We start from the raw sequence: 25,965 nt of genomic DNA, 5'->3' as shown, positions 1-25,965 counted from the left end.
GTAACGTGCGACCGATGAGCTGGCTGCGTCCCGAACGCCCGGCGCTGCCGGAATTCGTGGAAGACCCGGCGCGCCGCCGCGCGATCGTCATCGAACTGGTCGTCGTCTTCGGAATCACCCTCGGCCTGTCCGGGCTGCGCAGTCTGCTGTCCCTTGTGGACTCGCTGCTGCAGCCCGTCCCGCTGGCGCAACAACAAGCCCAGCTCAACGTCCCCCAGGCGACGCTGAGCCTGGTAGACCTGCTCAAGCAGCTCTTGAGCGCGGGCCAGCTGGTCGGCTGGGGCGCGCTCGGGCTGTACCTGTTGTGGCGCGGCGGGATGAAGCTCGCGCAGATCGGGCTGGACCGCCGTCGCCCCGGCCGCGACGTCCTGCACGGCCTCCTGCTCGCCGCGGTGATCGGGATTCCGGGACTGGGGCTGTACTTCCTTTCCTACAGCCTCGGATTCAGCCTGTCGGTGCAACCGTCCACTTTGGGCGAAACGTGGTGGCGCCCGATCACGCTGACGTTGTCGGCCTTCGGGAACGCGTTCGCCGAAGAGGTGCTCGTCGTCGCGTACCTGCTGACCAGGCTGCGGCAACTCGGGCTGCGCGAGAACACGTCACTGGTCGCCTCGTCCGTGCTTCGCGGGTCGTATCACCTGTATCAGGGTTTCGGCGGTTTCGTCGGCAATGTCGTGATGGGCCTGGTGTTCGGCAGACTGTGGCAGAAGACGAACCGCCTGTGGCCGCTGATCGCCGCGCACACCGCGCTCGACTTCGTCTCCTTCGTCGGATACGCGCTGCTCAAGGGGCGAGTTTCCTGGCTTCCCTAGCTAAGCTCGCGGAGTGATTGACGAGACGACTCCACCCCGAGTTGACAGCGAAGTCGGCCCCCTGCGTGCGGTTCTGCTGCACCGGCCCGGCAACGAGCTCAAAAGGCTCACGCCTCGCAACAACGACCAGCTCCTGTTCGATTCCATCCCCTGGGTGGACCGCGCGCAGGAGGAGCACGACGCGTTCGCCGAGGTGCTGCGCGGCCGCGGTGTCGAGGTGCTGCTGCTGGCCGACGCGCTGCGCACGGCGCTCGCGGACACCCGTGCCCACGCGGCGGGCGTGCACGCGGCGGTCGACGAGCGGCGGCTCGGGCTCGATCTGGCCGATTCGCTCCGTTCCCACCTGTCGAGCGTCTCCCCGGAGGTGCTGGCCGAGGCCCTGATGGCCGGGATGACGTTCGAGGAACTCCCCGCCGCCGAGGGGGTCTCGCTGGTCCGGCTGATGAACCACCCGAACGACTTCGCCGTCGATCCGCTGCCGAACCTGCTGTTCACCCGTGACTCGTCGGCGTGGATCGGCGACCGCGTCGCGGTCTCCTCGCTCACCATGCCCGCTCGCGTCCGCGAGACCGCCGTCCTGGACCTGATCTACGCCTACCACCCGTGGTTCCGCCACGCGTCCCGCGCGTACGGCGCGCATTCGGCGCCGATCGAAGGCGGCGACGTCATGCTGCTCTCGCCGGGCGTCCTGGCCATCGGCGTCGGCGAACGGACCACCGCGGCGGGCGCGGAGTCGCTGGCGCGGTCGGTGTTCGCGGACGGGATCGCGCACACCGTGCTCGCCGTCCCGATCCAGCAGACCCGCGCGACCATGCACCTGGACACCGTCTGCACGATGGTCGCCGCCGACGCCGTGGTCATGTATCCGCTTTCCCGCGATTCGCTGACCGCGTTCACCATGCGGCCGACCGATGACGGTTCCATGAAGGTGGAAGGCCCGGCCCCATTCCTCACCGCGGCCGCCGAAGCAATGGGAATCGACCGGCTCCGCGTCATCGACACCGGGCTCGACCCGGTCACCGCGGAACGCGAGCAATGGGACGACGGGAACAACACCCTCGCGCTCGCGCCCGGCGTCGTCGTCGGCTATGAACGCAACGTGGAAACCAACGCCCGCTTGGAGGAGGCCGGTATCGAGGTGCTGGCCATCACCGGCTCCGAGCTGGGCTCCGGCCGCGGCGGGCCGCGCTGCATGTCGTGCCCGATCCGGCGCGAAAGCATCTGAAACAAAAATTAAGTAAGCCTTCCCTAATCGATCAGAATTGATTAGGGAAGGCTTACTTAATTGAGGTGGACCTATTGTCGGTAATGGTAACCTAATAGGGGGTAGATCACCAGGCAAAAGTGGAAATCGAATAGCGCATGACGTATCTTTGAATGCATGGCCCTCATCAAGAAGCAACCGCGCTCGAAGTTCTACGAACTGCTGCAGGCGCAGATCCACAACGAGTTCAACGCCTCCCAGCAGTACATCGCGCTCGCGGTCTGGTTCGACGCCGAGGACCTGCCGCAGCTCGCGAAGCACTTCTACAAGCAGTCCGTCGAGGAGCGCAATCACGCGATGGCGCTGATCCAGTACATGCTGGACACCGACCACCACGTCGAGATCCCCGGCACCGGCGACGTGCGCAACACGTTCTCCGACGTCACCGAACTCATCGAGCTGGCGCTGCAGCAGGAGAAGGACGTCGCGACCGACATCCAGCAGCTGGCCAAGGCCGCCCGCGCCGAAGAGGACTACATCGGCGAGCAGTTCACGCAGTGGTTCCTCAAGGAGCAGGTCGAAGAGATCTCCCAGATGTCCACGCTGCTCAACATCGTCAAACGCGCCAACGGCAACCTGTTCGAGGTGGAGAACCACCTGCACCGCGAGTCCATCGGGGACGGCGGAGCCGACACGGGGATGCCCCCGGTCGCGGGCGGCGCGCTCTGACGCACTGACCGCTCTCCCACCACAGAGAAAACCCGGGCTCTCCCCCTTGGAGCAGCCCGGGTTTTCTTCTGCGCGCGGACGACCTCAGCTGAACTGGCAGTCCTGGTTGAGGCTGGTCAGCAAGATGCTGACGGCCGACCCGTCGTTGGCCACGAAGATCCGGTACGCGCTCACCGCGCCGGCGGGCGCGACGTAGGCGCTGCCGTCCTTCGTGCTGCCGGGGTACGCGGCGAGGATGTCCGCCTCGGTCGAGCCGACCCCGATCCCTTCCGGGGTGTGCACCGTGCCGGCCGGGTTGATGACGGTGATCCCGTTGCCCTCGGTCAGCGACACCGACGTCGGCCCCGGAACGGCGGATCCCTCCGCATAGCCGTAGGTGCAAGCGCCACGGACCTCTTTCGCCCGCAGCGGCCCGGCGGTGGCCTCGGCCTCGGCCTCGCTCATCCCGAGCCGGAGCTTGCCGAACCCGGCTGAGGTCAGCAGCGCGCCGGTGGTCACCTTGCCCTGCGCGGGCGGTTTCGTGGCCGCGGTGCTCTTCGGCGGCTTGACGGGCCCGTCGGAGGCCGTCGACGGCGGTGGCACGGACGTCTGGGTCGGCGCTGCCGCCGACGACGACACCGGCGGCGCCGAAGTCCCCGGTCCCGGCTGCACCTGGCTGGTCGCGGACTGTCCCATGCTGAGCTGATCGGCCGAGATGACCGCGCCGTTGTCCTTCGAGTGGATCGAGAAGACCGCGAGCCCGCTGCCGACCATGACCACCGCGGCGGCCATCCCGCTCGTCGTCTGGATCATCTGGCGGCGACGACGGCGACGACGGGCGCCCTCGACGATCGTCTCGGGATTCAGCGTGGATCCCGCGCCCATCCGCTCATCTGAGAACAGGTCACGCAGCTTTTGCTGCACGTCCTCCTCGGACATGTTCATCCCGCTTCCCTCCCTTCACCTTTGGGCTCGAACAGTGCGAGCTTCGTGCGCAGCGACGCGATCGCCTTGCTCGCCTGGCTTTTGACGGTGCCCTGGCTGATGCCGAGCGAATCCGCGATCTCCGCTTCGGACAGCCCCTCGTAGTAACGCAGGACCATCACCGCGCGTTGCCTCGGCGGCAGCGCGCGTAACGCCTGCCACAGCGGCTCGTGCTCGAACGGATCAGCCGGACTGTACGGCTGCGTGTCCGGCAGGTCGGCGACCAGGCTCTCCCGTTTGGTCCGGCGCCACCGGCTGACGTGCGCGTTGGCCATCGAACGGCGGATGTAGGCCATCGGGTCGCCGGTCTTGTGCTGGACGTAGGACCAGCGCGAGCCGATCTTCTCCAGCACGGTCTGGACCAGGTCGGCGGCGTCGTGCGGGTTCCCGGTGAGGGCGTGGCCGTACCTGAGCAGACCCGGCAGGCTGGCCTGCACGAAGTCGCCGAAGTCGGTGAGCTCGGCCGGCACGTCTCTCCCTCGGGTCTCGCCGGACCCCCAGACATCCGTCCCCGAGATGACCGTCGCGGCAGCGGTCACCGTATCGCCTCCTCCCGGGGTCACTCGGCCAGGTATCTCTGGCTCACCTCTCCCGAAACGCATGACCGCCCCCACAGGTTGTCTTCAGCCGCGAACCATTTCGAGAGACGCCCGTCCGGGTGAGGCGTTGCGCTTCTCAACGTCTCGACACGGACTCGGGAATCTTGAACGAACCGTCCCCCCGAAGAGGGAATTCGTGCACGGCCACCACCGCGTTACGCGGTATCGGACCGTACACATGGGGAAACTGGATCCCGGCCGGATGCGGCGGGTCGCCGTCCTCCCAGACGACGGGCGCGCCGACGAGCGCCGGGTCGATCTCCAGCAGCACCAGATCGGTGCGGCCGGGGAACACGGCGCCGGCCGGGATATGCGCCGTTCCCGGGTCCGAGCAGTGGATGAAGCCGTCGGAATCGAGGGACGCGGCGGTGTAGACGCCGCCTTCGGGCACCGCCGCCCACTCGCCCTGCCCACAGATATGAAGGATCACGCGCCCATCCTGACGCAATTCGTCCTCTGATTGCGGTAGATGCGCGTGCAACTACCGCAACCAGAGGACGAAACGCGAGGGGTGGGTCAGCGGATGGTGAGCTGGCGGCCGATCAGACCGTCGCGGGAGCGGCGCTCGGTGGCGTTGAGCGGCTCGGTGTCGAGGGACTTCAGCGCGGCGTCGAGCCGGACGCCGAGCTGGTCCTTCGCGTCGGCCCACTCGCGGGCGTGAGCCTCGGGGTCGAGGTCCCACACCGGGACGAGCAGCCCGTGCGCACGGAACGAACCGGCGTAACGGGAGCCCTCGCCGAGGCCCAGTTCACCGGCCGCGGACAGTCGCGCAAGCGCTTGCAGCAGCAGGTTCTCCGGTTCGGGGCGGACCCAGCGCAGGTGCGCCTTCTCGCCGGCGAGCACCCAGTACGCACCCGCGCCGAGGCGTTCGGTCGGCATGATCGCCGCGTTCGCGCGCTCGAGGGACAACGCGACGTCGCCGCTCGCGTCGGCGTCCTCGGGCAGCCACCAGGCGAAGTCGTTGTAGAGCGTGGCGTCGAGTTCGACGCTCGTGTCGAGCAGGTCCTGCAGGCGGGCCTTCTCGTCGGCGGTGGGCGGCGTCGTGGTGTCCGGCACGGACAGGACGTCGCCCTCCTTGGCCTCGAGCACCCACTGGAGCGCCCGGCCGAGGTCACGGCTGATGTCCGAGGACCGGGTCTGCACCTGCATCCCGACGTAGCGCTCGCCGTCGGACCGGACGAACGCGGCCGCCGCCATCGGCAGCACCGTGCCGAGGGTGACCTTCTCGCCGGAACCCGCCAGCGTGAGCGCCGCCGTCGCCGAAGGGACGAACTCGCGCAGCGCGATCAGCTCGGTCTCCGCCGCGAGCCCCTCGAAGGGCTGGCCGACGAAGACGTCGCGCACCTTCGGCTTGCGATCCGAAGTCGTCTTGGGACCCTTCTTGCGCGAACCCTTGCCCACGTCAGCCTCCTCAAGCTCGGTTCGGAACGCTATCGCGGGAAGGGCGGGGGCCTCGTAAGGCCCCCGCCCTTCCCGCGCGCGATCAGGACCGCGAGGCCGGGCGACGGCGCATCAGGACCACGCCACCGGCGCCCGCCACACCCGCTCCGGCCAGCCCCGCGATCAGCCAACCGGCCGGCGCGGGCTCGTCGACGGGCCCGCCGCCGGTCTGCGGCGCGCCCGCCGGGACCTTCGAGACCTGCTTCGGCGCCTCCTTCTTGACCGGCTCCTTCTTCGCAGCCGGGACGACCTTCACCGTCGCCGAAGGCTCGACGGTGTCGCACAGGAGGACGAACAGGTAGTCACCGGGCTTGGCACCCGGAAGCGCCTTGTAGGTCACCTTCACGTCGGTGCCGCCGGCCCGCTTGACCGACTTGTCCGAGACCTGCGTGAACCCCTCGGGAGCGACGATCGAGAAGCCGTGCGGCGTGACGCACCGGCCCTGGGCGGTCACCTTCCCGCCCGCCTCGACGGCCTTCGGCGAGACCCAGAACTTGGTGCCCTTCGGCTTCTCCGGCATCTCGACCGGCGCTTCGGTGGCGAAGGCGGTCGCGGGCAGCAACGCGAGAGCGGCGGCGGTGAGACCGGCGAAAAAGGCATGACGAATACGCATGGAAATACCCCAGTTCGAAAGAGTCGATTGCTTTCCGGGCCAGACGGCCACGAAATCCCCTTGCCGTCCCGCGCTTCCGCGTTCCGACACCCCTAGAGACGCCGGGCCACGGCCGAGGTTCAGCGGAGTTGGTAACGAAAGCGTCGCGCGGAAAACCCCCGCCGTCACCGAGATCAACCGGATCGGCCGGTTTCAGCGGCCATTCGTGTACCACGGAAACATGACTGAAAATGGTTGTCATCATCCGGACGATCTAATCGCGGGTGATCAGCCTGCCGTTTCACCCTCACCGCACCGAATACTCGATGACGGCGCCATCCCGGCGTCGTAGTGCGGAGAAGGGATCCACAGATGAGCACCTCCAAGCGCCGGGCAGCGCTGGCCGCGTTGCCCGTGGCACTCGGGCTGATGCTGGCCGGGCCCGCGGTGGGCACGGCCTCGGCCTCACCGCAAACCGCCTCGGCCGACCAGGCCCGCCACTGCCTGCTGCTGTGCGGCGGCCACCACCACGGGCACCATCACCACCACGGGCTGGGCCTGCACCTGGGGCTCTGGCTGCATCTGTGACTCCCGGCGCCGCGCCGGGGCGACTCCCGGCGCGGCGCGGCTACAGTCGGGACGTGTTCGACCTCGCCGATCCGGCCTTCCTCGCGAACCCGTATCCGTCCTTCGCCGAACTCCGCGAGCGCGGCGAAGTCCACCGGCACGACGGCCTCGGCATCGCCGTGGCGGTGTCGCACGCGGCGTCGGCCGCCGTCCTGCGGCATCGCGGGCTCGGCCGGATCTGGCAGGACGCGCTGCCGGTGGAGCGGTTCGCGTCGTTCAACCTGCTGCACCGCAACTCACTGCTGGAGAACGAGCCGCCTGCCCACACCCGGCTGCGACGGGTGATCGCGGGCGCGTTCGGACGCGGGCACGTCCAGCGGCTGCGGCCGATGGTCGCCGAACTCGCGGACCGCATGGTCGACGACCTCGCCGCCGAGATCGCCGAAACCGGCTCGGCCGATCTGCTGGCGCATCTCGCGCAGCCCTTGCCGGTCGCGGTCATCGCGGAACTCCTGGGCGTGCCGGTCGAGGGCGGGCCGCGCATGGTCTCGTGGTCCAACCACATCGTGAAGATGTACGAGTACGGACTCGCCGAAGAGAAGCGCGACGCCGCCGAAGCCGCCGCCGCGGAGTTCGTCGAGTACCTGCGTGACGTGGCGAAGCAGCGCGCGAGTTCGCCCGGCGACGACATCGTCAGCGATCTCCTGCGCAGCGAGCTCACCGAGGACGAACTGGTCGCGACCGCGGTCCTGCTCCTGATGGCCGGGCACGAGGCGACGGTGAACGTCATCGGGAACGGCGTCAACGCGCTGCTGACCCACCGTGACCAGTGGGAACGGCTGTTGGCCTCCCCGGACCTCATGGACCCGTGCGTCGAGGAGCTGATCCGCTTCGACGCGCCGCTCCAGCTCTTCGAACGGACGGCGACCACCGACGTCGAGATCGCCGGATACCGGGTGGCCGAGGGCGAGAAGATCGGCGCGCTCCTCGGCGCCGCCGCACGGGACCCGAAGGTGTTCGACCGGCCGGACACCCTCGACATCGGCCGCACGCCGAACGCGCACCTCGGCTTCGGCATGGGCATCCACTACTGCGTCGGCGCCCCGCTCGCGCGGGTGGAGATCGCGGCCGCGCTGACCGCGCTGACCACGAAGCTGCCGGGGCTGAAGCTCGCGGAGCCGCCGGAACGACGGCCGGAGTTCGTGATCCGCGGCCTGCGGTCGCTCCCGGTCACCGCGGGCTAGGGATACTCGACGACGACCTCGTAAAGCGCCGCGTTGGGCGTCGCGATCTCGGCGGCGCGTTCGGTCGACGCCTTGAACACCTGGTTCTTCCCCGCCGCTTCCCAGGCTTCGCGGCTGTCGTAGTGCGTCACGTTGACGAGCTGGAAACGCGAGTCCGGCAGCAGCGCGCGGTGGAGCTTGGCGTCGCGGAAACCGGGCGCGTCACGCATCAGCTTCGCGCGCTCTCGCCACGTTTCGACGAACTCGTCCACGCGGTCCGCGGGGATCTCGAAGACGTTGATGAAGGTGACGCCGTCGTCGCTCATGAGCACAGTCTTGAACTTCGAGTGAGCTGGAGGTCAACGGTGACCTGGCTCACTCCGCGCTCGTGAGTGGCAAGGACGGTTCTAACCGCCTTTACCACTCACGAGCCAGCAGGTCAGCGCACTGAAGAGGCGGGACGCTCGCGCCGGTCCGGGTCCGGAGCGCCGTCCACCTTCAGCACGCGAAGCAGGCGAAGCCGCTTCTCAGCCACGGGAGCGAGCAGACCGGACATGCGCTTCACGAGCAGCGCCGTCACGACCGCCAGCCCGGCCGCGGCCAGATCGGTCAGCGCGACCAGCACGACACCGTCGGCCAATGCCTGCACGCCGTCACGGAACCGCCAGACGATGACCAGCCCGAGCAGCAGCCAGTTCAGCACCCAGACGCCCCACCAGACCATCACGAGCCGCGACGGCTTGGGCCGCGTTTCGCGGGTCCGGCGCAGGACGGCGTGCTCGAGTTCGGCGACGATCGGCAGCACGAGGATCAGGTTCACCACCGGCACCAGCACGAACGCCAGCACCTGCCACTGCCGCCTCGGCGGCACCTCGCCGGAGGCGTCCGCGGCGGCCTGCCTGGCCACGAGCAGCCACCACACGGTGAGTCCCGACGGCAGCAGCGAAAGGATCGTCGTGAGCAGGCCGGTGGTGATCACGAAGGTGTCGGAGACCGTGACGACGGACGTCGACAGCGCGGAATCGCGGCTCTGCACGAGCAGGACGTAGCGCCAGATCTCGGAGGCCGCGGCGGCGAGCGCGAGGACGGCGAAGGTCCACAGCACCGGCAGGACGCTGCGCGTGATCACCCGCAGCCGCTCCCCGGCGGTGACCTCGCCGGACGCCGTGCCGGGGACCGCGGTCGGACGCCGCCAGACCAGGTTCGGGAAGCCCCATCGCGGCGGGACCGGATAGGACGGCGGACCGGAGTAGTGCTCGGCCACGGGTTTGCGCCGCTGCGGCCAGGCGCCCGGAGGCGGCGAGGCGACCCAGCGGACGCGATAGCGCGCCGGCTGCGGCCGCGGCTGCTGCATCGGCGCGGGACGCACCGGCGGCACCGGTGTCCTCGGCGGGTAGTGGCCCGGCTGCACGGTTACAGCACTTCGGGGTCGACGCCGGGATGGTCGCCGACCATCGGGCGCCCTTCCTGCTGCCAGGAGCCCATCCCGCCGGCGACGTTCACCGCGTCCCAGCCGCTCGCGTTGAGCCACGCGGCGGCGCGGGCGGACCGGCCGCCACTGCGGCAGATCACGTAGACCGGCTGGTCGTCGGGCAGGTCGTCGAGTTCGCCGACGCGCGTGGGCAGTTCACCCATCGGGATGTGCTTGGCGCCAGGGGCGTGCCCGGCGGCCCACTCGTCGTCCTCGCGGACGTCGAGCAGCGCGACGCCGTCCTTGGGCAGATCACGGACGGCGACGGTCGGGATGTCAGCAGGGCTCACCACCCTGCCATCCTCGCATCCCGTCCCGTTGCGCGCGCGTGAAGAACGCCTCAGTGCCGGACGGCGGAGCTGGCTCCTTGCCCAGGACAAGCGCCCATACGCGTGAGCCCGCCCCGGCCGAAGGCCCCGCTATCGCGGTGGCAGGGCGCCCTGGCCACTTAGGTGACGTGAAAGACCAGGCCGCGTCCTGCCGACGTCGATCGCGGTCGCGGGTTCACCGGCAAGAACTCAGTGCTGGGCGGCCTTTTCCGAGCCGGCACCGGTGAGCGAGCGGACCTCCATCTCGGCGTACTTCTTCTGGTTGTGTTCCTTGGACAGCACCGTGCCGAGCCAGCCGAGGAAGAACGCGACCGGGATCGAGACGATGCCCGGGTTGTCGAGCGGGAACCAGTGGAAGTCGACGCCCTGGATCATCGAAGCGCTCTTCCCGGTCTTCGGATCGATCGGCTTACCCGAGACCGCCGGCGAAAAGACGATCAAGATGACGCACACGATCAGCCCGCCGTAGATGCTCCACAGCGCGCCCTGGGTGTTGAACCGCTTCCAGAACAGCGAATACAGGATGGTCGGCAGGTTCGCCGACGCCGCCACCGCGAACGCGAGCGCCACCAGGAACGCCACGTTCTGGTTCTTCGCGAGGATCCCGCCGACGATCGCGACGGCCCCGATCACCAGCGCGGTGATCCGCGCGACGCGGACCTCGCTGTCGGGGTCGGTCTTGCCCTTCTTGATCACGCTGGCGTAGACGTCGTGTGCGAACGACGCCGACGCCGTGATCGTCAGGCCCGCGACCACCGCGAGGATCGTCGCGAACGCCACGGCCGCGATGAATCCGAGCAGGACCGGGCCGCCCAGTTCGAGTGCCAGCAGCGGCGCCGCAGAGTTCGTCGTCCCGGGCGCCTTCGCGATCACGTCGGGGCCGACGAGCGCGCCCGCGCCGTAGCCGAGCACCAGCGTGAACAGGTAGAAGATGCCGATCAGCGCGATCGCCCACACCACCGAACGGCGCGCGTCCTTCGCGGTCGGCACCGTGTAGAAGCGCATCAGCACGTGCGGCAGGCCCGCGGTCCCCAGCACCAGCGCGATGCCGAGCGACAGGAAGTCCAGCTTGGTCGTGCCGGTCTTCCCGTACTGCTTGCCGGGACCGAGAAGCGCTTCCCCGGTCTGGCCGCCCTTGTCGACGGCGGCCTGGAACAGGCTGGAGAGGTTGAAGCCGTACTTCCCGAGCACCCACATCGTCATCGCGAACGTGCCCGCGATCAGCAGGACGGCCTTGATGATCTGGACCCAGGTGGTGCCCTTCATCCCGCCGATCAGCACGTACAGGATCATGATCACGCCGACGACGGCGATCACCAGGTCCTGGCCGAGGTTCCCCTCGATGCCGAGCAGCAGGTTCACCAGGCCGCCCGCTCCCGCCATCTGCGCGAGCAGGTAGAAGAACGAGACGGCGAGCGTGGAGACGGCGGCCGCCGCGCGGACCGGGCGCTGCTTCATCCGGAACGCGAGCACGTCGCCCATGGTGAACTTGCCGGTGTTGCGCAGCAGTTCCGCGACCAGCAGCAACGCCACCAGCCACGCGACGAGGAACCCGATCGAGTAGAGGAAACCGTCGTAACCGTTGATCGCGATGGCACCCGCGATACCCAGGAACGACGCCGCGGAAAGGTAGTCGCCGGAGATCGCGATCCCGTTCTGCGGACCGGTGAACGCGCGTCCCGCGGCGTAGTAGTCGGAGGCGGTCTTCGTATTCCGGCTCGCCCGGAAAACGATCACCAGCGTGATCGCGACGAATACCGCGAAAATGGTGATGTTGAGGGTCGGGCTGCTGCCCTGTACGCCCGCTGCCAGCGTTTTCACCGTTCGGTCCCCTCGATCTCGTGCCGGAGCTTGTCGGCGAGCGGATCGAGTTTCCGGTTGGCGTACCGGACATAGAGGCCGGTGATCACGAAGGTGGACACGAACTGCAGCAGGCCGAAGACCAGGCCGACGGTGATGTTGCCGAAGAGCTTGGTGCCCATGAACCCGGTCGCGTAGTCGGCGAGGAGCACGTAGAGCAGATACCAGAGCAGGAACAGGACCGAGACCGGGAAAACGAATACCCGGAGCCGTCGCCGCAGCTCGGTGAATTCCGGACTCGCCTGCACCTTTTCCCAGTCGGATTCCGGATCGGACCCGAGGTCTTGATCGGTATCACTCACTTCGGACCTCCCACCTGCCGCAACCATTCGCTGATTTCGATGTCACGAAAGATCATGCCCCTCTTGGGGCGCGAGAGGGGCAATCCATTTGAGTGAACGGTACGACTCTGAGTAGATGGTCACGACTCGAAAGAGTGACTTTACTTCCGGTGGCGGCCCTTGCCGGTGGTGCGCGTCTTCTCTTCGGCCTGCCCGAACCGGGCGACCGCGCGATCGCGCATGAACCCGAGCGGGTCGGGGGCGTGCAGCCGCAGCATCACGCCGTGGACGTCGTCCGGCCGCCCGTACCCGGTCGCCCGGCTCACCACGTAGGTGGTCAGGAACGCCGCGGGCACGGTGATCAGCGCGGGCTGGTTCGAGAACCAGGGCGCCCAGCCACCTGTGTACTTGCTGACGATGTTGACCACCAGCGCGGTCAGCACGAGACCGCCGCCGACGAGCATCCCGGCCAGCGCGCCGGGCCAGCTGAGCTTCCGCCACCAGACCCCGAGCAACAGCAGGGGACTGAACGTGGACGCGGCCAGCGCGAACGACATCCCGACCGAAAGCGAGAGGTCCTCCGACGGCAGCAGGACCGCCAGCGCGAACGGGATCAGCGCCACGATCGCCGTCGCCACCCGGAAATCGCGGACCCGGCCGGGCAGCACGTCGGTGGACACCACCCCGGCGACGCTCACCAGCAGCCCCGACGAACTCGAAAGGAACGCGGCGAAGGCACCGGCCGCGGTCACCGCGCCCAGGATCTGCCCCCAGAGCCCGGGGAGGACCGCGGACGGCAGCAGCAGGACGGCGGCATCGGTCTTCCCGGTCACCAGCAGCTCCGGGACGTACATCCGCGAAAGCGCGCCGAGCAGCGTCGGGAACAGGTAGAACAACCCGAGCAGCAGCAGGACGTGCACCGTCGTGCGGCGCGCGGCCTTGCCGTCGGGGTTGGTGTAGAAGCGGACCAGGACGTGCGGCAGGCCCATGGTGCCGAGGAAGGTCGCGAGGATCAGCGAATAGACCTGCAGCAGATCGGTGAGACTGCCCGAACCCGGCCGGAGCCAGTCGCCGTTGGACGCGGGCGCGTCGCTGACCACCGGAACCGGGGTGCCCGCGGTGAACTTGAGCGTCGTGCCCTTGGTGACCTTGTGCGGCGCCTCCGGTGTCCACACCGCGAAACCGTTGGCGCGCGCGCCTTCCACCTGGCCGTACGCCTCGAGCACGGTCACCGAGGTGACCTTGAGCGTGACGTCGGTCTGCACGGAGATCGTGGTGTTCTCGGTGAACATCGGCGGGGCGGGCTGACCCAGCGGGCGCGCGCTGCCCGGTCCGCCGGAGCCGAGGAACACGATGCAGAGGATGAACGTCGGCACCGCGATGGCGAACAGCTTCAGCCAGTACTGGAAGGCCTGGACGACGGTGATCGCGCGCATCCCGCCCGCGATCACGTTGAACCCGACGACGAAGGTCACCAGGATCGCGCCCGCCCAGGCGGGCACGGGCAGGATCGTCGCCAGCGTCAGACCGGCGCCCTGCAACTGCGGGACCATGTAGAGGATCCCGATGAACACCACGAACGCCGTCGAGACCCGGCGCAGCATCGTCGAACCCAGCCGCATCTCGACGAAGTCCGGCAGCGTGTACGCGCCCGACCGCCGCAGCGGCGCGGCCACGAACAGCATCAGCGCGAGATAGCCCGCGGTGAACCCGATCGGGAACCAGAGCGCGTCGGCGCCGTCCTTGAGCACGATGCCCGCCACGCCCATGAACGACGCGGCGGAGAGGTACTCACCGGAGATCGCGGCCGCGTTGCGGCGGGAGCGAACGGTGCGCCGGGCGACGAGGAAGTCATGCGTGCTGACAGCCGACCGCGAGGAGCGGTGCCCCAGATAGAAGGTCAGGACCGCGACCAGCACGATGCCGGCCATCGCCCACGGATTCAGCTGCACGCCACGAATCCTCGCATGTGCGGCTCCGCGATCAGTTCTCGATCATGTCGACGAAGTCGCGTTCATGACGTTCGGCGAGCCGGTTGTACCAGAGTCCGATGCCGAACAGGAACGGAAAAGGTGCCACGCCGAGGATCAACCAGGGCAACGGGATGCCCAGAACGACCACCCGGCCGAATGACGGGATCAGGTAGAAGAGCACCGGAAGTGAACACAGAGTGACCATCACCAGCAGTGCCAGCAGGGAGGCCGTCCGCAGCTGGATCTTCACCAGATCCCGGACCAGGAGCTTGCCCCAGCTGGTCTGTTCTTCGAGTTCGACCCTGGCCCGCAGGGTGCTGGTGGCCTGCCGCGGATCGGCGAGGATCACCCGCTGCCGCTTGGGTTTCGCGTGGTGCTCGGGCTTCGCCTGCTCGTGCTTGGGGCCGGACGGGGCACCCGGCACCGGCTCGACGGCGGCCCCTTCGGCCGGCGCCGGTTTCTTGTTCCTGCCCTTGCCGAGCGTCGGATCCGGTTCGCGGACGCCGTTGACCCGGCGATAGTAGTCGTCGGTCACGTCGACCGGTTGGCGCCGACCAACCGGTCCTTGAGCGCGCGCGTGTGACGGCGGCTCACCGGCAGCACCTTCTCCTCGTTACCGATGACGACCTGATAGCCGCCCTGGCCCATGCGCAGCTCGGTGATCAGCGGCAACGAGACCAGGAAGGACCGGTGGATCCGGACGAAACCCGCCTTCTCCCAGCGCTCTTCGAGTTGCGCGAGCGGGATGCGGACCAGGTGGCTGCCGTCGTTGGTGAACAACCGGGCGTAGTCACCCTGCGCCTCGACCCAGCGGACCGAAGACCTCGGGATCAGCTTCGTGGTGCCCGCGAGCTCGACCGGGATGACCTCGTCGTCGTTCTTGACGAGCCCCGGGCCGCCCTCGGGTCCGCCGAACTGCGGCGCGGCGTTGGCGGCGAGTTTGTCGATCACGCGGGTGATCGCGCGGTCGAGACGATCCTGTTGGTACGGCTTGAGCACGTAGTCGAGCGCGCCGAGGTCGAAGGCGTTGACCGCCTCCTCCGCGTGCCCCGTCACGAACACCAGCGCGGGCGACGGGCGCAGCGCGGCGAACACCCGGGACATCTCCATCCCGGACAGTCCGGGCATGTCGATGTCGGCGAACACCGCGTCCACGATCGGCAGGCCCCTGGCCTTGCGATCGCCGAGCCTCGGGTCGTCGGTGGACAGCAGTCGCAGCGCCTCCGAAGCGTCTATCGCCGGGAAGACCAGGGCGACGTGCGGGCTGTTCCGGAGACAGTGAACGAGTTCGTCTAGCCCTTTGGGCTCATCGTCCACCGCAAGGACAATGAGCTTCCGGGTGTCATCGTGAGCACTCACAGTGAGTCGCATAATGCCCATTGCCGGGGTCCCTGTCCAGCCCGCTTCACGAAAGTCGAACGAAAAGGACGGCACCGGCACCCCCGCGCCCGGGGTGGCCGGTGCCGTCATCTTTTCCGGTGACACGAACCGCCTCGCCGTGCCACACCTATCCCTTCACGGAGTGAAGGTGAACCAGTTGACGCTCACGAAATCGGCGGGCTGCCCGCTCGTGAAGGTCAGGTAGACGTCGTGTTTCCCGGTGATCCCGCTGATGTTCGCCGGCACGGTCCGCCAGTTCTGCCAGCCGCCGGTGTTCCCGACGGCGAAGCTCCCGACCGGTGCGTTGGACCGGCTGTCGAGCCGGACTTCGACGAGCCCGCTCACCCCGCCCGCCGCTCCGGACGCGACCCGCGCCTGGAACTGCCTGCCGGTCTGCGTCCCGAAGTCGACGCCCGGATACGACGCCCAGTCACCGTTGCCCGCGGGACCGATGTTCTGGCCACCACCGGAATCGGACGTCGCCTGTTTGGCGATCCCGGCGGCCTGGCCGTAGGACTCCGCCTGGATCGTGCCGTACGCGCTGCCCCCGCCGGGGCCGCTCGACGTGGTCGTCGTCGGTGTCGTGGGCGTGGTCGGCGTGGTGGGTGTCGTGCCGCCGCCGCGGGTCAGGACGGTGACGTAGTCGACGAGCATCGGATGCCCCGGCACGATCCCCGGTCCCGGCGTCGTGGTGCCGGAGTTGTTGTTCGGGAACGCACCGCCGATCGCGACGTTCAGCAGCACGAAGTAGCCCGCGTGGTTCGTCATGTTGGCCCAGGTGGTGGCGTCGACCTGGTTCTGGGCGACCGAATGGAACTGCTGGCCGTCCACCAGCCAGCGGAAGACGTTCGGGCTGACGCTCGTGTCCCATTCGAAGGTGTACGTGTGGAACGCGCTCTGGCAGCTGGCGCCGGGGCAGGTCCGGCTGCCGACCAGGCCGGTCGTCTCGTTGCACGGGCCGCCGGGGTTGACGCCGCAGTGCAGCACGCCCCAGACCGAGTTGATCCCGTTGACGTTCTCCATGATGTCGAACTCGCCGACGGCGGGCCAGTTCCAGTAGTTGCCGCGATACGGCGAGCCGAGCGCCCAGAAGGCGGGCCAGTAGCCGAGTGCGGCGGCGCCGGTGACGTTCGGCATCTGGATACGGCCTTCGATCCGCAGCGCGCCGCCCGACGGCGGTTTGAAGTTCGTGCGCTGCGTTTCGATCCGCGCGGAGGTCCAGTTGCCCGCGCCGTCACGCTGCGGCGTGATCCGGAGGTTCCCGGCACCGTCCTGGGCGAGGTTGGCGGGGTTCGCGGTGTAGTTCTGGATCTCGCCGGTGCCCCAGTTGCCGGGTCCGCCGGGGTAGCCGTGGCCGGTGTCGACGATCCAGTTCGCGCTCGACGGGAGCGAACCCGCGGCGCCGGTGAAGTCGTCGGTGAACACGGTGGTCCAGCCGGACGGCGGGGGCGGGACGGCGGCGGAAGCGGGGATCGTGAGGGGAACCGCGATCAGGGCCGCGCCGACCGCCGAACCGAGCGCGAGCTTCCAGCGGCTCCGGCGGGTCGCATGGGGAGAAGTAACGGACATCGGACCTCCTCGTCAACGCTGTCGAGGGTTTGTTGCCGTTCACAACAAAGCGGTATGTCCGATATGAGACCTGGTCTGAACCACTTACGCCTACCACCGTTCGGGTGAATCCGTCCCGTTCCCAAACGCTATGAAGGGGACTTTCATTGCAAAATTTGCGATGAAAGTCCCCTTCATTGCACGCGCGTCAGAGGCCGAAGCGGCTCCAGGCGGCCTTGCTCTGGACCGCGTCCAGCAGCGCGCTCGCCGCGGCGGGAGCGCCGATGCCGAGCCGCGCCAGCAGCGCCTTCTTCGGTTCGGCGACGGAGATCTCGGCGTCCGGGTACCGCTCGGTGATCACCTGGCGGAGGCTGCCGACGCCGTCGATGAGGCCGAGCTCGACCGCGCGGGCGCCGAGCCAGACGTCCCCGTTGAACAGGTCGTCGGAGCCGGAAAGCCGGTCTCCCCGGCGCTCGGTGACCCAGTCGACGAACAGTTCGTGAAGCTGGCCGTGCATCTTCTTCAGCCACTCGACGTCTTCCGGCTTCTCCGGGCTGAACGGGTCGAGCCGGGACTTGTTCGTCCCCGCGGTGTGCAGCCGCCGCTCGATGCCGAACCGCTCCAGCAGGCCGGTGAACCCGAACCCGCCGCTGATCACGCCGATGGAGCCGACCATCGACGTCCGGTGCGCGTAGATCTCGTCGGCCGCGCAGGCCAGCCAGTATCCGCCGGACGCGGCGACGTCCTCGGCGAAGGCAAGGACGGGCACGTTCTTCTCGTCGGCGAGCTGGCGGATCCGCTCGGCGACCAGGCCCGACTGCGTCGGCGCGCCACCCGGTGAGTTGATCTGCAGCGCGACGGCCTTGAGCCGGTCGTGCGCGAACGCGCGGGTCAGCGCCGATTCGACGGCGGCGAGGTTGATCGACCCCCTGGCCAAGGGTGACGGGGTCGGCGTGATCACCCCGTGCAGCTTCACCACGGCGACGACGTCCTTGCGCTCACCCCGATCGCCGATCATCGGGAGACGGGAGGTCAGCTTGTCCGCAACGCTCATACCGCCAGGTTACCGACGTTCAGGAGGGCAGCACGCCGCTGCGCGAACCGGCCACCCCACTGGCCTCGTTCGGGCCACCCTGCGGGGGGACGGCGGCGCTGTCGGCGGAGAAGTCCGGCAGGTTCGGCCGCACGCCGGGCATGAATTTCGGCACCCGCAGGGTCACCTTCATGCCGGCACCGGGAGCGGTCTCGACCATGAGCGCGTAGTCGCGGCCGAACACCTGCTGCATCCGCTGGTTGATGTTGCCGAGCCCGACGTGGGCGCCGGTGCGGTGCTGGCTGCGGAGGTCCGCGAGCTTGGCGGGCTCCATGCCGATGCCGTCGTCCTCGACGCTGATCAGCGCCTCGGCGCCGTAGTCCTCGGCGATCACCGTGACGCAGCCGCCCGACGGCTTCGACGCGAGGCCGTGTTTGACGGCGTTCTCCACCAGCGGCTGGATGATCAGGAACGGGACGACCACCGAAAGCACCTCGGGCGCGATCTTCATCCGCACCTCGAGCCGTCCGCCGAAGCGGGCGTTCTCGATGGTCAGGTACCGGTCGATGTTCCGCAGTTCCTCGGCGAGCGAAGTGAACATTCCTGACGTCCTGAACGAGTAGCGCGTGAAGTCGGCGAAGTCCTGAAGCAGCTCTCGCGCCTCCTCCGGATCTGTCCGGATCAGCGACGAGATGGTGTTGAGCGCGTTGTAGACGAAGTGCGGCGAGATCTGCGCGCGCAGCGCCTTGATCTCCGCCTGCTGGAGCTGGTTCTTCGACTCGTCGAGGCGCGCCAGCTCGAACTGGGTGCAGACGAACTGCGCGACCGCGTCGGCCATCTGCACCAGCCGCCCGCGCGTGCGCCCGACGACCAGCAGCGCCGCCTCGGTCTCGCCCTCGACGATCAGCGGGACGATCACCGCGGTCCGCATCCGGCAGGTGCCGCGGTGGTTGCACGGCATCTTGTCGTGCGCGACGACCTCGCGGCGGTGCTTGCGGATCGCGTTGCCGATGGCGTCGACGAGATCGACGTAGTGGTCGTTGGCCTCGCCGTCCCAGGACAGCAGCGTGCCTTCGCTGTCGGTGATGCCGACGGCGACGCAGTCGAGCATCTCCAGCAGCTGGCTGGTGATCTTGTCGGCGACCTGCTCGTCGAGCCCCTCACGGAGATCCGGCGTCGCCTTGGACATCCGGTGGACGGCCTGCAGCACCGCGTTCTCCACGATGCTCGCGGGACGCCTCAGCTTGATCAGCAGGACGACCACGAGGATCGCGAGCAGCAGCGCGACACCCCACGGGATGATCTGCGCGATTTCGAGCCCGGACACGGCGTCCATGCTCTGCGCTCGACCAACCGGGTGCAAGAGCTGCTCCCCACTTTCCGTTGAGTTGTGACAACTGAGGGTGGGGCCGACCCTACCCAAGACCGGGGTGTTCTCCCCATGGTCACTCCCCGTCGACCAGTAAAGACTCCTCCGTAGGCAATCGCTTCCGGGGGAGGAACACAATGCGCGGAACGGGGAAGCTCGCGGCGGGCGCGCTGGCGGGGGTCCTGCTGGCGAGCGTGCCGGCGGGGACGGCGGCGGCGACCGGGGATCCGGTGCGCACGGCGGTCGGGAACCTGGTCGCGGAAGGGGGATTCCCGGGAGCGGTCGTCCAGGTCCGGAACGGTGAAACGGTCTCGCGGTTCGGCGCCGGGTACGCGAACCCGGTCACGCGCGAACCCGCGGGACCGCATCACCGGTTCCGGATCGCCAGCAACACCAAGGCGTTCGTTGCCGCGGTGGTGCTGCAACTGGCGGGTGAAGGCGCGCTTTCACTCGACGATTCGATCGAGCGGCGGCTGCCCGGCGTCGTGCGCGGACCGGGCTACGAGCCGGAAAAGATCACCCTGCGGATGCTGCTGAACCACACGAGCGGCGTGCACGATCCGCTGGATCCGCATTTCTTCGACCCGTACCTCGTCCGGGGGAACCGGGCGCACATCTATCCGCCGTCGGAAGTGATCCGGCGGTCGCTCACCGACCCGCCCTCGTTCGCGCCCGGGACGAAGGCGGACTACTCGAACACGGGATATCTGTTGCTGGGCAAGGTGATCGAGAAGGTCACCCGCAACGACGTCCGCGAAGAGATCCAGCGACGGCTCCTCGATCCGCTCGGCCTCGGGCGGACGTACTTCCCGCTCTGGTCGCCGTTCCTGCGCGGACCGCATCTGCGCGGATACGACCTGAGTGAACCGGCGAAGGACATGACCGTGTTCAGCCCGTCGTACGACTGGACCGCGGGCGCGATGGTCTCGACCGTCGACGAACTCGCGACGTTCCATCGCGCGCTGCTGGCAGGACGGCTCCTGGAACCGGCGCAGCAGGCGGAACTCGAGCGACTGGTGCCGCAGGGCGAGTTCGGCGCGTACGGCGCCGGTGTCGAGACGCTCAACCTCCCGTGCCCGGGCGGCCCGAAGAGGGTCTGGGGGAACACCGGGGCGGGGCCGGGGTTCTACAGCGTCTCGATGAGCACCGAGGACGGCTCGAAGCAGATCGTGCTGGCGTTGAACGTGTACGACCTGGCGAAGGACGTGGCGCACGAGGATCCGCTGCCGAGCAGTCCGCTGCCGGCGGTCGCCGCGGCCCTCTGCTAGCTCATTTCAGCAGGCGTGACATCCGCCGGTCGGCCAGCGGCTTGCCGCCGGTCTGGCAGGTCGGGCAGTACTGGAACGACTTGTCCGCGAACGAGATCTCGCGGATCGTGTCGCCGCAGACCGGACATGGCAGCCCGGTCCGCGCGTGCACCCGCAGCCCGGACCGCTTCTCCCCCTTGAGCCGGGCCGCGGACTGGCCGACCGAGCGCGTCACGGCGCTGGTCAGCACCTCGCGAATGGCCTCCGAGAGCCCGTCGAGCGCTCCTTCGGACAGCTTTCCGGTTGTGGCGTAAGGAGAAAGCTTCGCCATGTGCATGATCTCGTCGGAGTAGGCGTTGCCGATCCCGGCGAGCAGCGACTGATCGGTCAGCGCCGTCTTCAACCGCTCGGTGCGCCCGGTGAACAGCTTCTCGAGCCCGGCCCGGTCCAACGACAGCGCGTCCGGCCCGAGCCGCGCGATGCTCGGGACCTCCTTCTCCGGATCGCGCACGATCCAGACCGCCAGCCCCTTCTTCGTGCCCGCCTCGGTGAGGTCGAACCCGGGACCCGCGGCCGCGTCGAGGTGGACGCGCAGCGAGATCGGCCCCTTGCCGGGTTTGAGCGGCGTCGGCGACAACGCGTCGGACCAGCGCAGCCACCCCGCCCTCGCCAGGTGGACGACCAGATGGAGATCCCCGGCGACGAGGTCGAGATGCTTGCCGAAGCGGCCTGCCCCGGTGACCTCGCGGCCGTGCAGCTCGGTCCACGGCGGTGTCGCCGTCTTCAGCACGCTGAGGGACGACACGTCGACACGGAAGACCGTCTTGCCCACCGCGTGTTCACGCAGGTGGTGAGCGAGCGCTTCGACCTCGGGTAACTCGGGCATGCGCCCAGTCTCGCGCGTTCAGGCCGCCGCGACTACTCCACCGGGTGCAGCGGACCGTCGAAATCGGGCAGTGAGTGCTTCTGGATGGTCTTGGTGATCTTCGAGACCTCGCCGCGCACGGTGAACATGCCGCGGATCGTGCCCACCCAGCGCTCGGACGGCCTGTCGCCCGCCAGATCGCCCTCGGTCTCGGCGACCACGGTCCACGGACGGCGCAGAATCCACCGCAACGGGAAGAACAACGCGATCAGCAACAGGGCCAGCGGAACCCAGGACGGGATCATCACATCCGTCGGGGTCCACATGATGAGCACGAGCGCGAGCACCGCCGTCACGACGATCATCGCGATCCCCGGACCGTAGCTGCCTGCCACATCGTGCTCGAAATCGTCCGCAGTCGCGGGAGCACGCCATTCCATCTGGGCTCGGACCACCCAGTCACGGCCGTCCTCGCCGTGCACCAGCCGGTTCATTCAGTCGCCTCCCGCGCGGCCGCTCGCTCGTCGTGAGCGACCCCCACCGTACCGTGATCACGGCCGGATTCGCGAGAGTTCGAAAGCGATACGTCCCTCTCGGGAGTTACGGGCACGTCGGGTAGTCGATGTCCGGTTCCGGATAGTGAGAAGTCGGCTTCACCGGGCTCGGCTCGTCCTCCGACGACTCGTCCGGTGGCGTCCCGGTGCCGCCGTCAGGGGTGCCAGTCACCGGCGAAGTGGACCCTTCCGGGTCTGGCGCCGCCTCCGTCGTGTCCGGATCCGAAGGCGTCGTGGAGTCCCGTGGCGTCGTTGTCGGGTTCAGCGACTCCTCGGTCGGGTTGAGCGTCTCGGACGGCGGGATGTCGTCCCGCTTCGAGGTGGTCTGGTTCGTGCCGGTCTCCGACGGGACCTCGTTCCGCGGCGAGGTCTCCTGCGACGGGACCAGACCGGGCTGTGGCTGAGGCTGAGGCTGAGGCCGCTCGAAGTCTCCGCCGCCGAGTTCCTTCCGCGCCGTGCCCGCACCACCGGGCAGGTTCGGCAGGTCGGCCACGCCGAGTTCGGCGCCCGGGCCCAGCCCGGTCGCGACCGGCCCGGAACCCTTGCCGTGGAGCCGGTCTTCGGCGATCCGCTGCGGCGGGATCTCCACCGGCCGATCCTGGGCCGGAGGGGCGACCTGGGCCGGCAGCAACGCCAGCTCCGGCAGCCCGCCACCGGACAAGCCGATCGTGTGCGTGACGTCGGTGCCGAACACGGCCGGACCGGCGACGATCCCGACCGCGCCCGCGGCCGCCGTCGACGCCACCGCCATGCCGACCTTCACCTTCGAGCCGAGCAGAAGCCCCTTCACCGACGCGGCGAAACCGGACAACGCCCCGCTCGCGTGGGCACCGGCCGCGGCAGGCAGCAGGAGGGCCACCACGCCGGCGTGCGCCCGCAGCGAAGAACAGACGTCACGCAGCTCGTCGTGCGTGGCCCGGCAGGACTGGCACCCGATCAGGTGCGCCTTGATCCGGCGAGCCTCGGCCCCGGTGACACTGCCCGCGGTGAACCCGCCGAGCTTCTCCACCACCGCCCGGCACGAATCCGGGCCGCGGTTCACCGACAGATGCGCCTGCAGATACGCCGCCCGCAGGCCCTGACGCGCCCGCCGTGCCAACGCCGCCGTCGCGTTCGCGCTCAGCCCGAAATGCGGCGCGACCATCGACGGCTGCTCGCCCTCGACCTCGGTCTGCCACAACACCGAACGCCAGCGCTCCGGCAAACTCGTGAAAGCCGTCGTGATCAGCGAGTGCTCGGCCGTCCGGGCATGCGTGTCCGCGCCCGCCCCGGCCCGGAAGGTCAGCTCGTCGTCGCTCACCGGAACGTCACGGCGCGCGCCATGCCACTCCCACGAGACCCGGCGAGCCACCGTCAGCAGATACGCGCGGACGTAGTCCCGCGGACCGGCACCCCGGCGCAACGCCTGAAGCACCCGGAAGAAGGTCTCGGCCGTGATGTCCTCCGCCTCCGACCGATCGGAGGCCAGACTGCGGGCCAGCCGCCGCACCGCGGCGGCGTGAAGTTCGAAAAGCTCTCCGAAGGCGGCGTCCTCCCCCTCGCGGAGCCGCTGGAGCAATGCCTGCTCGTCGGATTCCGAGGCCGCCTGAAGCGGCACCGTGCCCTGCTCGGTCATCCGGCCAGGCACCTCCTCCCCGAAGGACTCACCATTCGGTCGAATGGGGACACCATACGGAGGTATGCAGCCGTCGTCACCCCTTGTACGCCAGGTGTGACACCGAAGCACCTGTCGGGGTGGGTCAAAACCGCTACAGACGGTCCGTGTATGGTGTGTTCACTGCTTCAAACGAGTGTTGAAGCGTGAAAGTCACATGCGGATGTAGCGCAGCTGGTAGCGCATCACCTTGCCAAGGTGAGGGTCGCGGGTTCGAATCCCGTCATCCGCTCGCAAGTGGGCGCGACGTGTCCAGGGAACGCCTGGACCATGGCTTGCTCGCCATCACTCTCGGGGGCCGAGCCCCCGAACCCCCACGGTGCCTGCACCTCACCTTCTCGGGTGGGTGCCGAGCACGTGGGGTTTCTTGTTTTTCCCTCCTTTTGCTTCGATCCGGTGGTTACTAAGTGCTACAGGTTCAGTGAGCGGAGTCACACGACCGTAGTAATTCGGATTTGTGCATATGTGGGGTGCCGCCCTCGTGCTCAGGAGGCCATGCAGGCGGGCTGCGGGCGCTTCCACAAGGTCACCAGCCGACCGTTCGGTAGGGGCCGCGTCGTGACCGGCGTGAACCCCGAAGCCGTCGCGGCGGACACCATGGACGGCGGGTCCACCTTCGGCTCGAACTCGTTGATCGTGCCCGTCGCAGTGAACAGCAGGCACGTCTTGCTCGCGTCGCCGCTGTTGCTGTTCCGGCGCGAAGTCAGCCAGGCCCGGTAGTCCGGCTCGGTGTTCCCGTCCTCCGTCGGACTGACCTGTGGCAAAGCCACCCCGTAGCCGTACCTGCGCAGCATCTCCAGCTGCAGGGTGTTGGTGTTGAAGAGCCGGTCACGGAACCCGAACGCCGTCGCCCCGCCCAGCGCGTGGTTCTCCTCCACCTGCCCGGCCGCCCACTCCGCGACGGCCTTCCACTCCCGCACCGTCTCCACGCTCACGGGTTCGGTGACCCGGCCACCCGGATCGACGTAGATCTGCGGCGACCCGCGGCCGTCGGTGATCTTGGACGTGCCCAGCACCGGGAGATCCACCGACCAGACGTGCGCGGTCGGCAGCCGCAGGTCCACCAGCGGCACCGACGCCACCAGCCCCACCACCGCGACCGCGAACGGCAAGGCCCGCCGAAGCGAACGATGCGCGCGGTACAGCCCCCAAAGCGCCAGGATCGCCATGGACGGGATCAGCGGCAGGAAGAAGGCCGTCCCCGCGTTCTTCGACGTCAGCACCGCCACGCCGCCTTCCGCGACGAGCAGCGCCGACGGGAACAACGGGGACGCCACCATCGAGCGGAGGGTTTCCTTCACCGGACCGGTCCGGACCTTCGCGACCGCCACGACGATCGCGGCGACCAGCCCGGCGCACAGCAGCACCGTGTGCGGCAGCCCGTGGTCGAAGATCAACAGCTTCAACCGCTGGACCCAGGCACCGGGATTGAAGACGCCCGCCTGCTCCCCGAACTCCACGGACTGCTTCCCGTAGCCGAAACCCGTGAGGTACTGGAAGACCCGCACGCCGTTGGGCACCAGCCAGATCGCCGCGACACCGGCACCCACGACCGCCGCCAGCGCGAACCACTTCAACCGCTTCATCCGGTCGTGCGGGACGGCCGCCTGGATCAGCGCGGCCAGCACCAGCCCGGGCACGAACGCGACGGCCATCGTCCTCGACAGCGGCATCAGCCCGACGAAAATCCCGAAGAGCACGACGAACTTCGGTTTCGACAGCCCCTCGGAACGGACCAGGAAGTAGATCGCCGCGGTCGTCATGACCGCCGCGGGAAGCGCGAAGTGGTAGGCGCGGGCCTCGAAGATGACGCCGGGGGCGGTGGCGATCAGCGCGGTGGCGATCCAGGCGAACGGACGGCCCGCGACCCGGTTCGCCACGGCGTGCGTGAGCAGGATCAACGCCACCCCGGCCAGCAGCGGGACGACGAACGCGGCGACCGTGCCCGTCCCGGTCGCGAAGAAGTGCAGTGAGGTGAGCGCCGGAAGCAGGGGCGCCTGGATACCCGGGGCCTCGACGGCTTCGACCCAGCCGGTCACTCCGTCCCGGAGCGCGGCGCCGTGATTGTTCAAGGCCATGCCGAAGTAGCCGGCCTCGTCGATGTCGAACACCTGGCCGTCGCGGTAGAGAGCGATCCACCGGAAATTGACGGCCAGCCAAGCGAGCGCCACCCCGAGCAGGACCCATGTGTTCACCTGGACGCGGCGAATCCCCCTGGTCAAGACCATGGTCGAGAATCTAGCCGCGCGGGCGGGCCTGCCGGCTCTCGGGC

Annotated in this window: 26 protein-coding genes and 1 tRNA gene; 7 read left to right on the top strand and 20 right to left on the bottom strand. The window is 68.7% G+C overall.

Features of this window, described 5'->3' with window-relative positions:
* The first annotated feature begins 14 nt into the window (after positions 1-14).
* The 3 genes from BKN51_RS35260 (at position 15) to BKN51_RS35250 (ending at position 2,745) form a co-directional block, all read left to right on the top strand.
* Entirely contained in the window at positions 15-812 is a 798-nt protein-coding gene (locus BKN51_RS35260) for a CPBP family intramembrane glutamic endopeptidase (RefSeq protein WP_101611711.1), read from the top strand.
* A gap of 13 nt (positions 813-825) precedes the next feature.
* Positions 826-2,037: an arginine deiminase gene (locus tag BKN51_RS35255; RefSeq protein ID WP_101611710.1), complete on the top strand. Its 1,212-nt coding sequence runs from the start codon at positions 826-828 to the stop codon at positions 2,035-2,037.
* Between the two features lie 156 nt (positions 2,038-2,193).
* Entirely contained in the window at positions 2,194-2,745 is a 552-nt protein-coding gene (locus BKN51_RS35250; RefSeq protein ID WP_101611709.1) for a ferritin, read from the top strand.
* An 84-nt stretch (positions 2,746-2,829) separates the two neighbouring features.
* On the opposite strand, the gene BKN51_RS35245 is transcribed toward BKN51_RS35250, so the two are convergent.
* The 5 genes from BKN51_RS35245 to BKN51_RS35225 all read right to left on the bottom strand — a co-directional run bounded on the left by BKN51_RS35245 (position 2,830) and on the right by BKN51_RS35225 (position 6,360).
* Positions 2,830-3,669 carry a hypothetical protein gene (locus BKN51_RS35245; protein ID WP_101611708.1) on the bottom strand — a complete coding sequence of 280 codons (840 nt, stop codon included), beginning with the start codon at positions 3,667-3,669 and terminating at the stop codon, positions 2,830-2,832.
* The gene (locus BKN51_RS35240) at positions 3,666-4,178 is read right to left on the bottom strand and encodes a SigE family RNA polymerase sigma factor (RefSeq protein ID WP_101611707.1); all 513 of its coding nucleotides are present in this window, start codon (positions 4,176-4,178) and stop codon (positions 3,666-3,668) included. Before BKN51_RS35240 ends, BKN51_RS35245 begins: the two co-directional genes overlap by 4 nt.
* Positions 4,179-4,383: 205 nt before the next feature.
* A complete protein-coding gene (locus BKN51_RS35235; protein WP_101611706.1) occupies positions 4,384-4,737 on the bottom strand; it encodes a DUF952 domain-containing protein in 354 nt (117 codons plus the stop codon).
* A gap of 86 nt (positions 4,738-4,823) precedes the next feature.
* Positions 4,824-5,708 (bottom strand): DUF5926 family protein, encoded by an 885-nt coding sequence (locus BKN51_RS35230; RefSeq protein ID WP_101611705.1) that lies wholly within the window; start codon positions 5,706-5,708, stop codon positions 4,824-4,826.
* 82 nt (positions 5,709-5,790) lie between these two features.
* Positions 5,791-6,360, bottom strand: coding sequence for a hypothetical protein (locus BKN51_RS35225; RefSeq protein ID WP_101611704.1), 570 nt, complete (start codon positions 6,358-6,360; stop codon positions 5,791-5,793).
* A 351-nt stretch (positions 6,361-6,711) separates the two neighbouring features.
* Between BKN51_RS35225 and BKN51_RS35220 the strand changes: the two genes are divergently transcribed.
* Entirely contained in the window at positions 6,712-6,927 is a 216-nt protein-coding gene (locus BKN51_RS35220; protein WP_101611703.1) for a hypothetical protein, read from the top strand.
* A 53-nt stretch (positions 6,928-6,980) separates the two neighbouring features.
* Positions 6,981-8,150: a cytochrome P450 gene (locus tag BKN51_RS35215; protein WP_101611702.1), complete on the top strand. Its 1,170-nt coding sequence runs from the start codon at positions 6,981-6,983 to the stop codon at positions 8,148-8,150.
* Here BKN51_RS35215 and BKN51_RS35210 read toward each other — a convergent pair.
* The 11 genes from BKN51_RS35210 to BKN51_RS35160 form a co-directional block, all read right to left on the bottom strand.
* A complete protein-coding gene (locus BKN51_RS35210; protein WP_043847837.1) occupies positions 8,147-8,455 on the bottom strand; it encodes an antibiotic biosynthesis monooxygenase family protein in 309 nt (102 codons plus the stop codon). The two genes, BKN51_RS35215 and BKN51_RS35210, sit on opposite strands and share 4 nt — an antisense overlap.
* Positions 8,456-8,568: 113 nt before the next feature.
* Positions 8,569-9,507 carry a DUF4328 domain-containing protein gene (locus tag BKN51_RS35205; protein ID WP_101611701.1) on the bottom strand — a complete coding sequence of 313 codons (939 nt, stop codon included), beginning with the start codon at positions 9,505-9,507 and terminating at the stop codon, positions 8,569-8,571.
* A gap of 35 nt (positions 9,508-9,542) precedes the next feature.
* Positions 9,543-9,893 carry a rhodanese-like domain-containing protein gene (locus tag BKN51_RS35200; protein WP_101611700.1) on the bottom strand — a complete coding sequence of 117 codons (351 nt, stop codon included), beginning with the start codon at positions 9,891-9,893 and terminating at the stop codon, positions 9,543-9,545.
* Between the two features lie 225 nt (positions 9,894-10,118).
* Positions 10,119-11,750 carry a solute symporter family protein gene (locus BKN51_RS35195; protein ID WP_101611699.1) on the bottom strand — a complete coding sequence of 544 codons (1,632 nt, stop codon included), beginning with the start codon at positions 11,748-11,750 and terminating at the stop codon, positions 10,119-10,121.
* Positions 11,747-12,091 (bottom strand): DUF485 domain-containing protein, encoded by a 345-nt coding sequence (locus tag BKN51_RS35190; protein WP_174720489.1) that lies wholly within the window; start codon positions 12,089-12,091, stop codon positions 11,747-11,749. The genes BKN51_RS35195 and BKN51_RS35190 overlap by 4 nt, the downstream gene beginning before the upstream one ends.
* Before the next feature lie 140 nt (positions 12,092-12,231).
* The gene (locus BKN51_RS35185; protein WP_101611697.1) at positions 12,232-14,022 is read right to left on the bottom strand and encodes a sodium/solute symporter; all 1,791 of its coding nucleotides are present in this window, start codon (positions 14,020-14,022) and stop codon (positions 12,232-12,234) included.
* Positions 14,023-14,053: 31 nt separating this feature from the next.
* The gene (locus BKN51_RS35180; RefSeq protein WP_101611696.1) at positions 14,054-14,578 is read right to left on the bottom strand and encodes a hypothetical protein; all 525 of its coding nucleotides are present in this window, start codon (positions 14,576-14,578) and stop codon (positions 14,054-14,056) included.
* Positions 14,575-15,414: a LytR/AlgR family response regulator transcription factor gene (locus tag BKN51_RS35175; RefSeq protein WP_168214461.1), complete on the bottom strand. Its 840-nt coding sequence runs from the start codon at positions 15,412-15,414 to the stop codon at positions 14,575-14,577. The genes BKN51_RS35180 and BKN51_RS35175 overlap by 4 nt, the downstream gene beginning before the upstream one ends.
* 144 nt (positions 15,415-15,558) lie before the next feature.
* The gene (locus tag BKN51_RS35170) at positions 15,559-16,992 is read right to left on the bottom strand and encodes a carbohydrate-binding protein (protein WP_101611695.1); all 1,434 of its coding nucleotides are present in this window, start codon (positions 16,990-16,992) and stop codon (positions 15,559-15,561) included.
* A 187-nt stretch (positions 16,993-17,179) separates the two neighbouring features.
* A complete protein-coding gene (locus tag BKN51_RS35165; RefSeq protein ID WP_101611694.1) occupies positions 17,180-18,025 on the bottom strand; it encodes a S49 family peptidase in 846 nt (281 codons plus the stop codon).
* A gap of 19 nt (positions 18,026-18,044) precedes the next feature.
* Positions 18,045-19,340, bottom strand: a complete 1,296-nt coding sequence (locus BKN51_RS35160) for a histidine kinase (RefSeq protein ID WP_101611693.1) — start codon at positions 19,338-19,340, stop codon at positions 18,045-18,047.
* Between the two features lie 170 nt (positions 19,341-19,510).
* Here BKN51_RS35160 and BKN51_RS35155 point away from each other — a divergent pair, with 170 nt between their 5' ends.
* A complete protein-coding gene (locus tag BKN51_RS35155) occupies positions 19,511-20,641 on the top strand; it encodes a serine hydrolase domain-containing protein (RefSeq protein WP_101611692.1) in 1,131 nt (376 codons plus the stop codon).
* A 1-nt stretch (position 20,642) separates the two neighbouring features.
* Here the strand turns inward: BKN51_RS35155 and BKN51_RS35150 are convergent, their stop codons facing one another.
* The 3 genes from BKN51_RS35150 to BKN51_RS35140 form a co-directional block, all read right to left on the bottom strand.
* Positions 20,643-21,506, bottom strand: a complete 864-nt coding sequence (locus BKN51_RS35150; protein WP_101611691.1) for an Fpg/Nei family DNA glycosylase — start codon at positions 21,504-21,506, stop codon at positions 20,643-20,645.
* 32 nt (positions 21,507-21,538) lie between these two features.
* A complete protein-coding gene (locus BKN51_RS35145) occupies positions 21,539-21,979 on the bottom strand; it encodes a DUF983 domain-containing protein (RefSeq protein WP_101611690.1) in 441 nt (146 codons plus the stop codon).
* Between the two features lie 106 nt (positions 21,980-22,085).
* Positions 22,086-23,654: a sigma-70 family RNA polymerase sigma factor gene (locus BKN51_RS35140; RefSeq protein WP_101611689.1), complete on the bottom strand. Its 1,569-nt coding sequence runs from the start codon at positions 23,652-23,654 to the stop codon at positions 22,086-22,088.
* Positions 23,655-23,852: 198 nt separating this feature from the next.
* Between BKN51_RS35140 and BKN51_RS35135 the strand changes: the two genes are divergently transcribed.
* Positions 23,853-23,925: transfer RNA gene (locus BKN51_RS35135), tRNA-Gly, on the top strand.
* 253 nt (positions 23,926-24,178) lie between these two features.
* On the opposite strand, the gene BKN51_RS35130 is transcribed toward BKN51_RS35135, so the two are convergent.
* The gene (locus BKN51_RS35130) at positions 24,179-25,921 is read right to left on the bottom strand and encodes an ArnT family glycosyltransferase (RefSeq protein ID WP_233223060.1); all 1,743 of its coding nucleotides are present in this window, start codon (positions 25,919-25,921) and stop codon (positions 24,179-24,181) included.
* Between the last annotated feature and the right edge of the window lie 44 nt (positions 25,922-25,965).

It is taken from the genome of Amycolatopsis sp. BJA-103 (assembly GCF_002849735.1).
Classification (GTDB): domain Bacteria; phylum Actinomycetota; class Actinomycetes; order Mycobacteriales; family Pseudonocardiaceae; genus Amycolatopsis.
The sequence above is the reverse complement of the archived record's forward strand: the minus strand, read 5'-3'. Positions and strand labels throughout refer to the sequence as shown.

Bases quoted from the DNA above. Each gene is read 5' to 3' on its own strand.
- BKN51_RS35250 (WP_101611709.1), top strand. From the start codon at position 2,194: ATGGCCCTCATCAAGAAGCAACCGCGCTCGAAGTTCTACGAACTGCTG.
- BKN51_RS35225 (WP_101611704.1), bottom strand. From the start codon at position 6,360: ATGCGTATTCGTCATGCCTTTTTCGCCGGTCTCACCGCCGCCGCTCTC.
- BKN51_RS35145 (WP_101611690.1), bottom strand. From the start codon at position 21,979: ATGAACCGGCTGGTGCACGGCGAGGACGGCCGTGACTGGGTGGTCCGA.
- BKN51_RS35175 (WP_168214461.1), bottom strand. From the start codon at position 15,414: ATGCGACTCACTGTGAGTGCTCACGATGACACCCGGAAGCTCATTGTC.
- BKN51_RS35140 (WP_101611689.1), bottom strand. From the start codon at position 23,654: ATGACCGAGCAGGGCACGGTGCCGCTTCAGGCGGCCTCGGAATCCGAC.
- BKN51_RS35165 (WP_101611694.1), bottom strand. From the start codon at position 18,025: ATGAGCGTTGCGGACAAGCTGACCTCCCGTCTCCCGATGATCGGCGAT.
- BKN51_RS35170 (WP_101611695.1), bottom strand. From the start codon at position 16,992: ATGTCCGTTACTTCTCCCCATGCGACCCGCCGGAGCCGCTGGAAGCTC.
- BKN51_RS35220 (WP_101611703.1), top strand. From the start codon at position 6,712: ATGAGCACCTCCAAGCGCCGGGCAGCGCTGGCCGCGTTGCCCGTGGCA.
- BKN51_RS35260 (WP_101611711.1), top strand. From the start codon at position 15: ATGAGCTGGCTGCGTCCCGAACGCCCGGCGCTGCCGGAATTCGTGGAA.
- BKN51_RS35150 (WP_101611691.1), bottom strand. From the start codon at position 21,506: ATGCCCGAGTTACCCGAGGTCGAAGCGCTCGCTCACCACCTGCGTGAA.
- BKN51_RS35245 (WP_101611708.1), bottom strand. From the start codon at position 3,669: ATGAACATGTCCGAGGAGGACGTGCAGCAAAAGCTGCGTGACCTGTTC.
- BKN51_RS35155 (WP_101611692.1), top strand. From the start codon at position 19,511: ATGCGCGGAACGGGGAAGCTCGCGGCGGGCGCGCTGGCGGGGGTCCTG.
- BKN51_RS35130 (WP_233223060.1), bottom strand. From the start codon at position 25,921: ATGGTCTTGACCAGGGGGATTCGCCGCGTCCAGGTGAACACATGGGTC.
- BKN51_RS35160 (WP_101611693.1), bottom strand. From the start codon at position 19,340: ATGGACGCCGTGTCCGGGCTCGAAATCGCGCAGATCATCCCGTGGGGT.
- BKN51_RS35210 (WP_043847837.1), bottom strand. From the start codon at position 8,455: ATGAGCGACGACGGCGTCACCTTCATCAACGTCTTCGAGATCCCCGCG.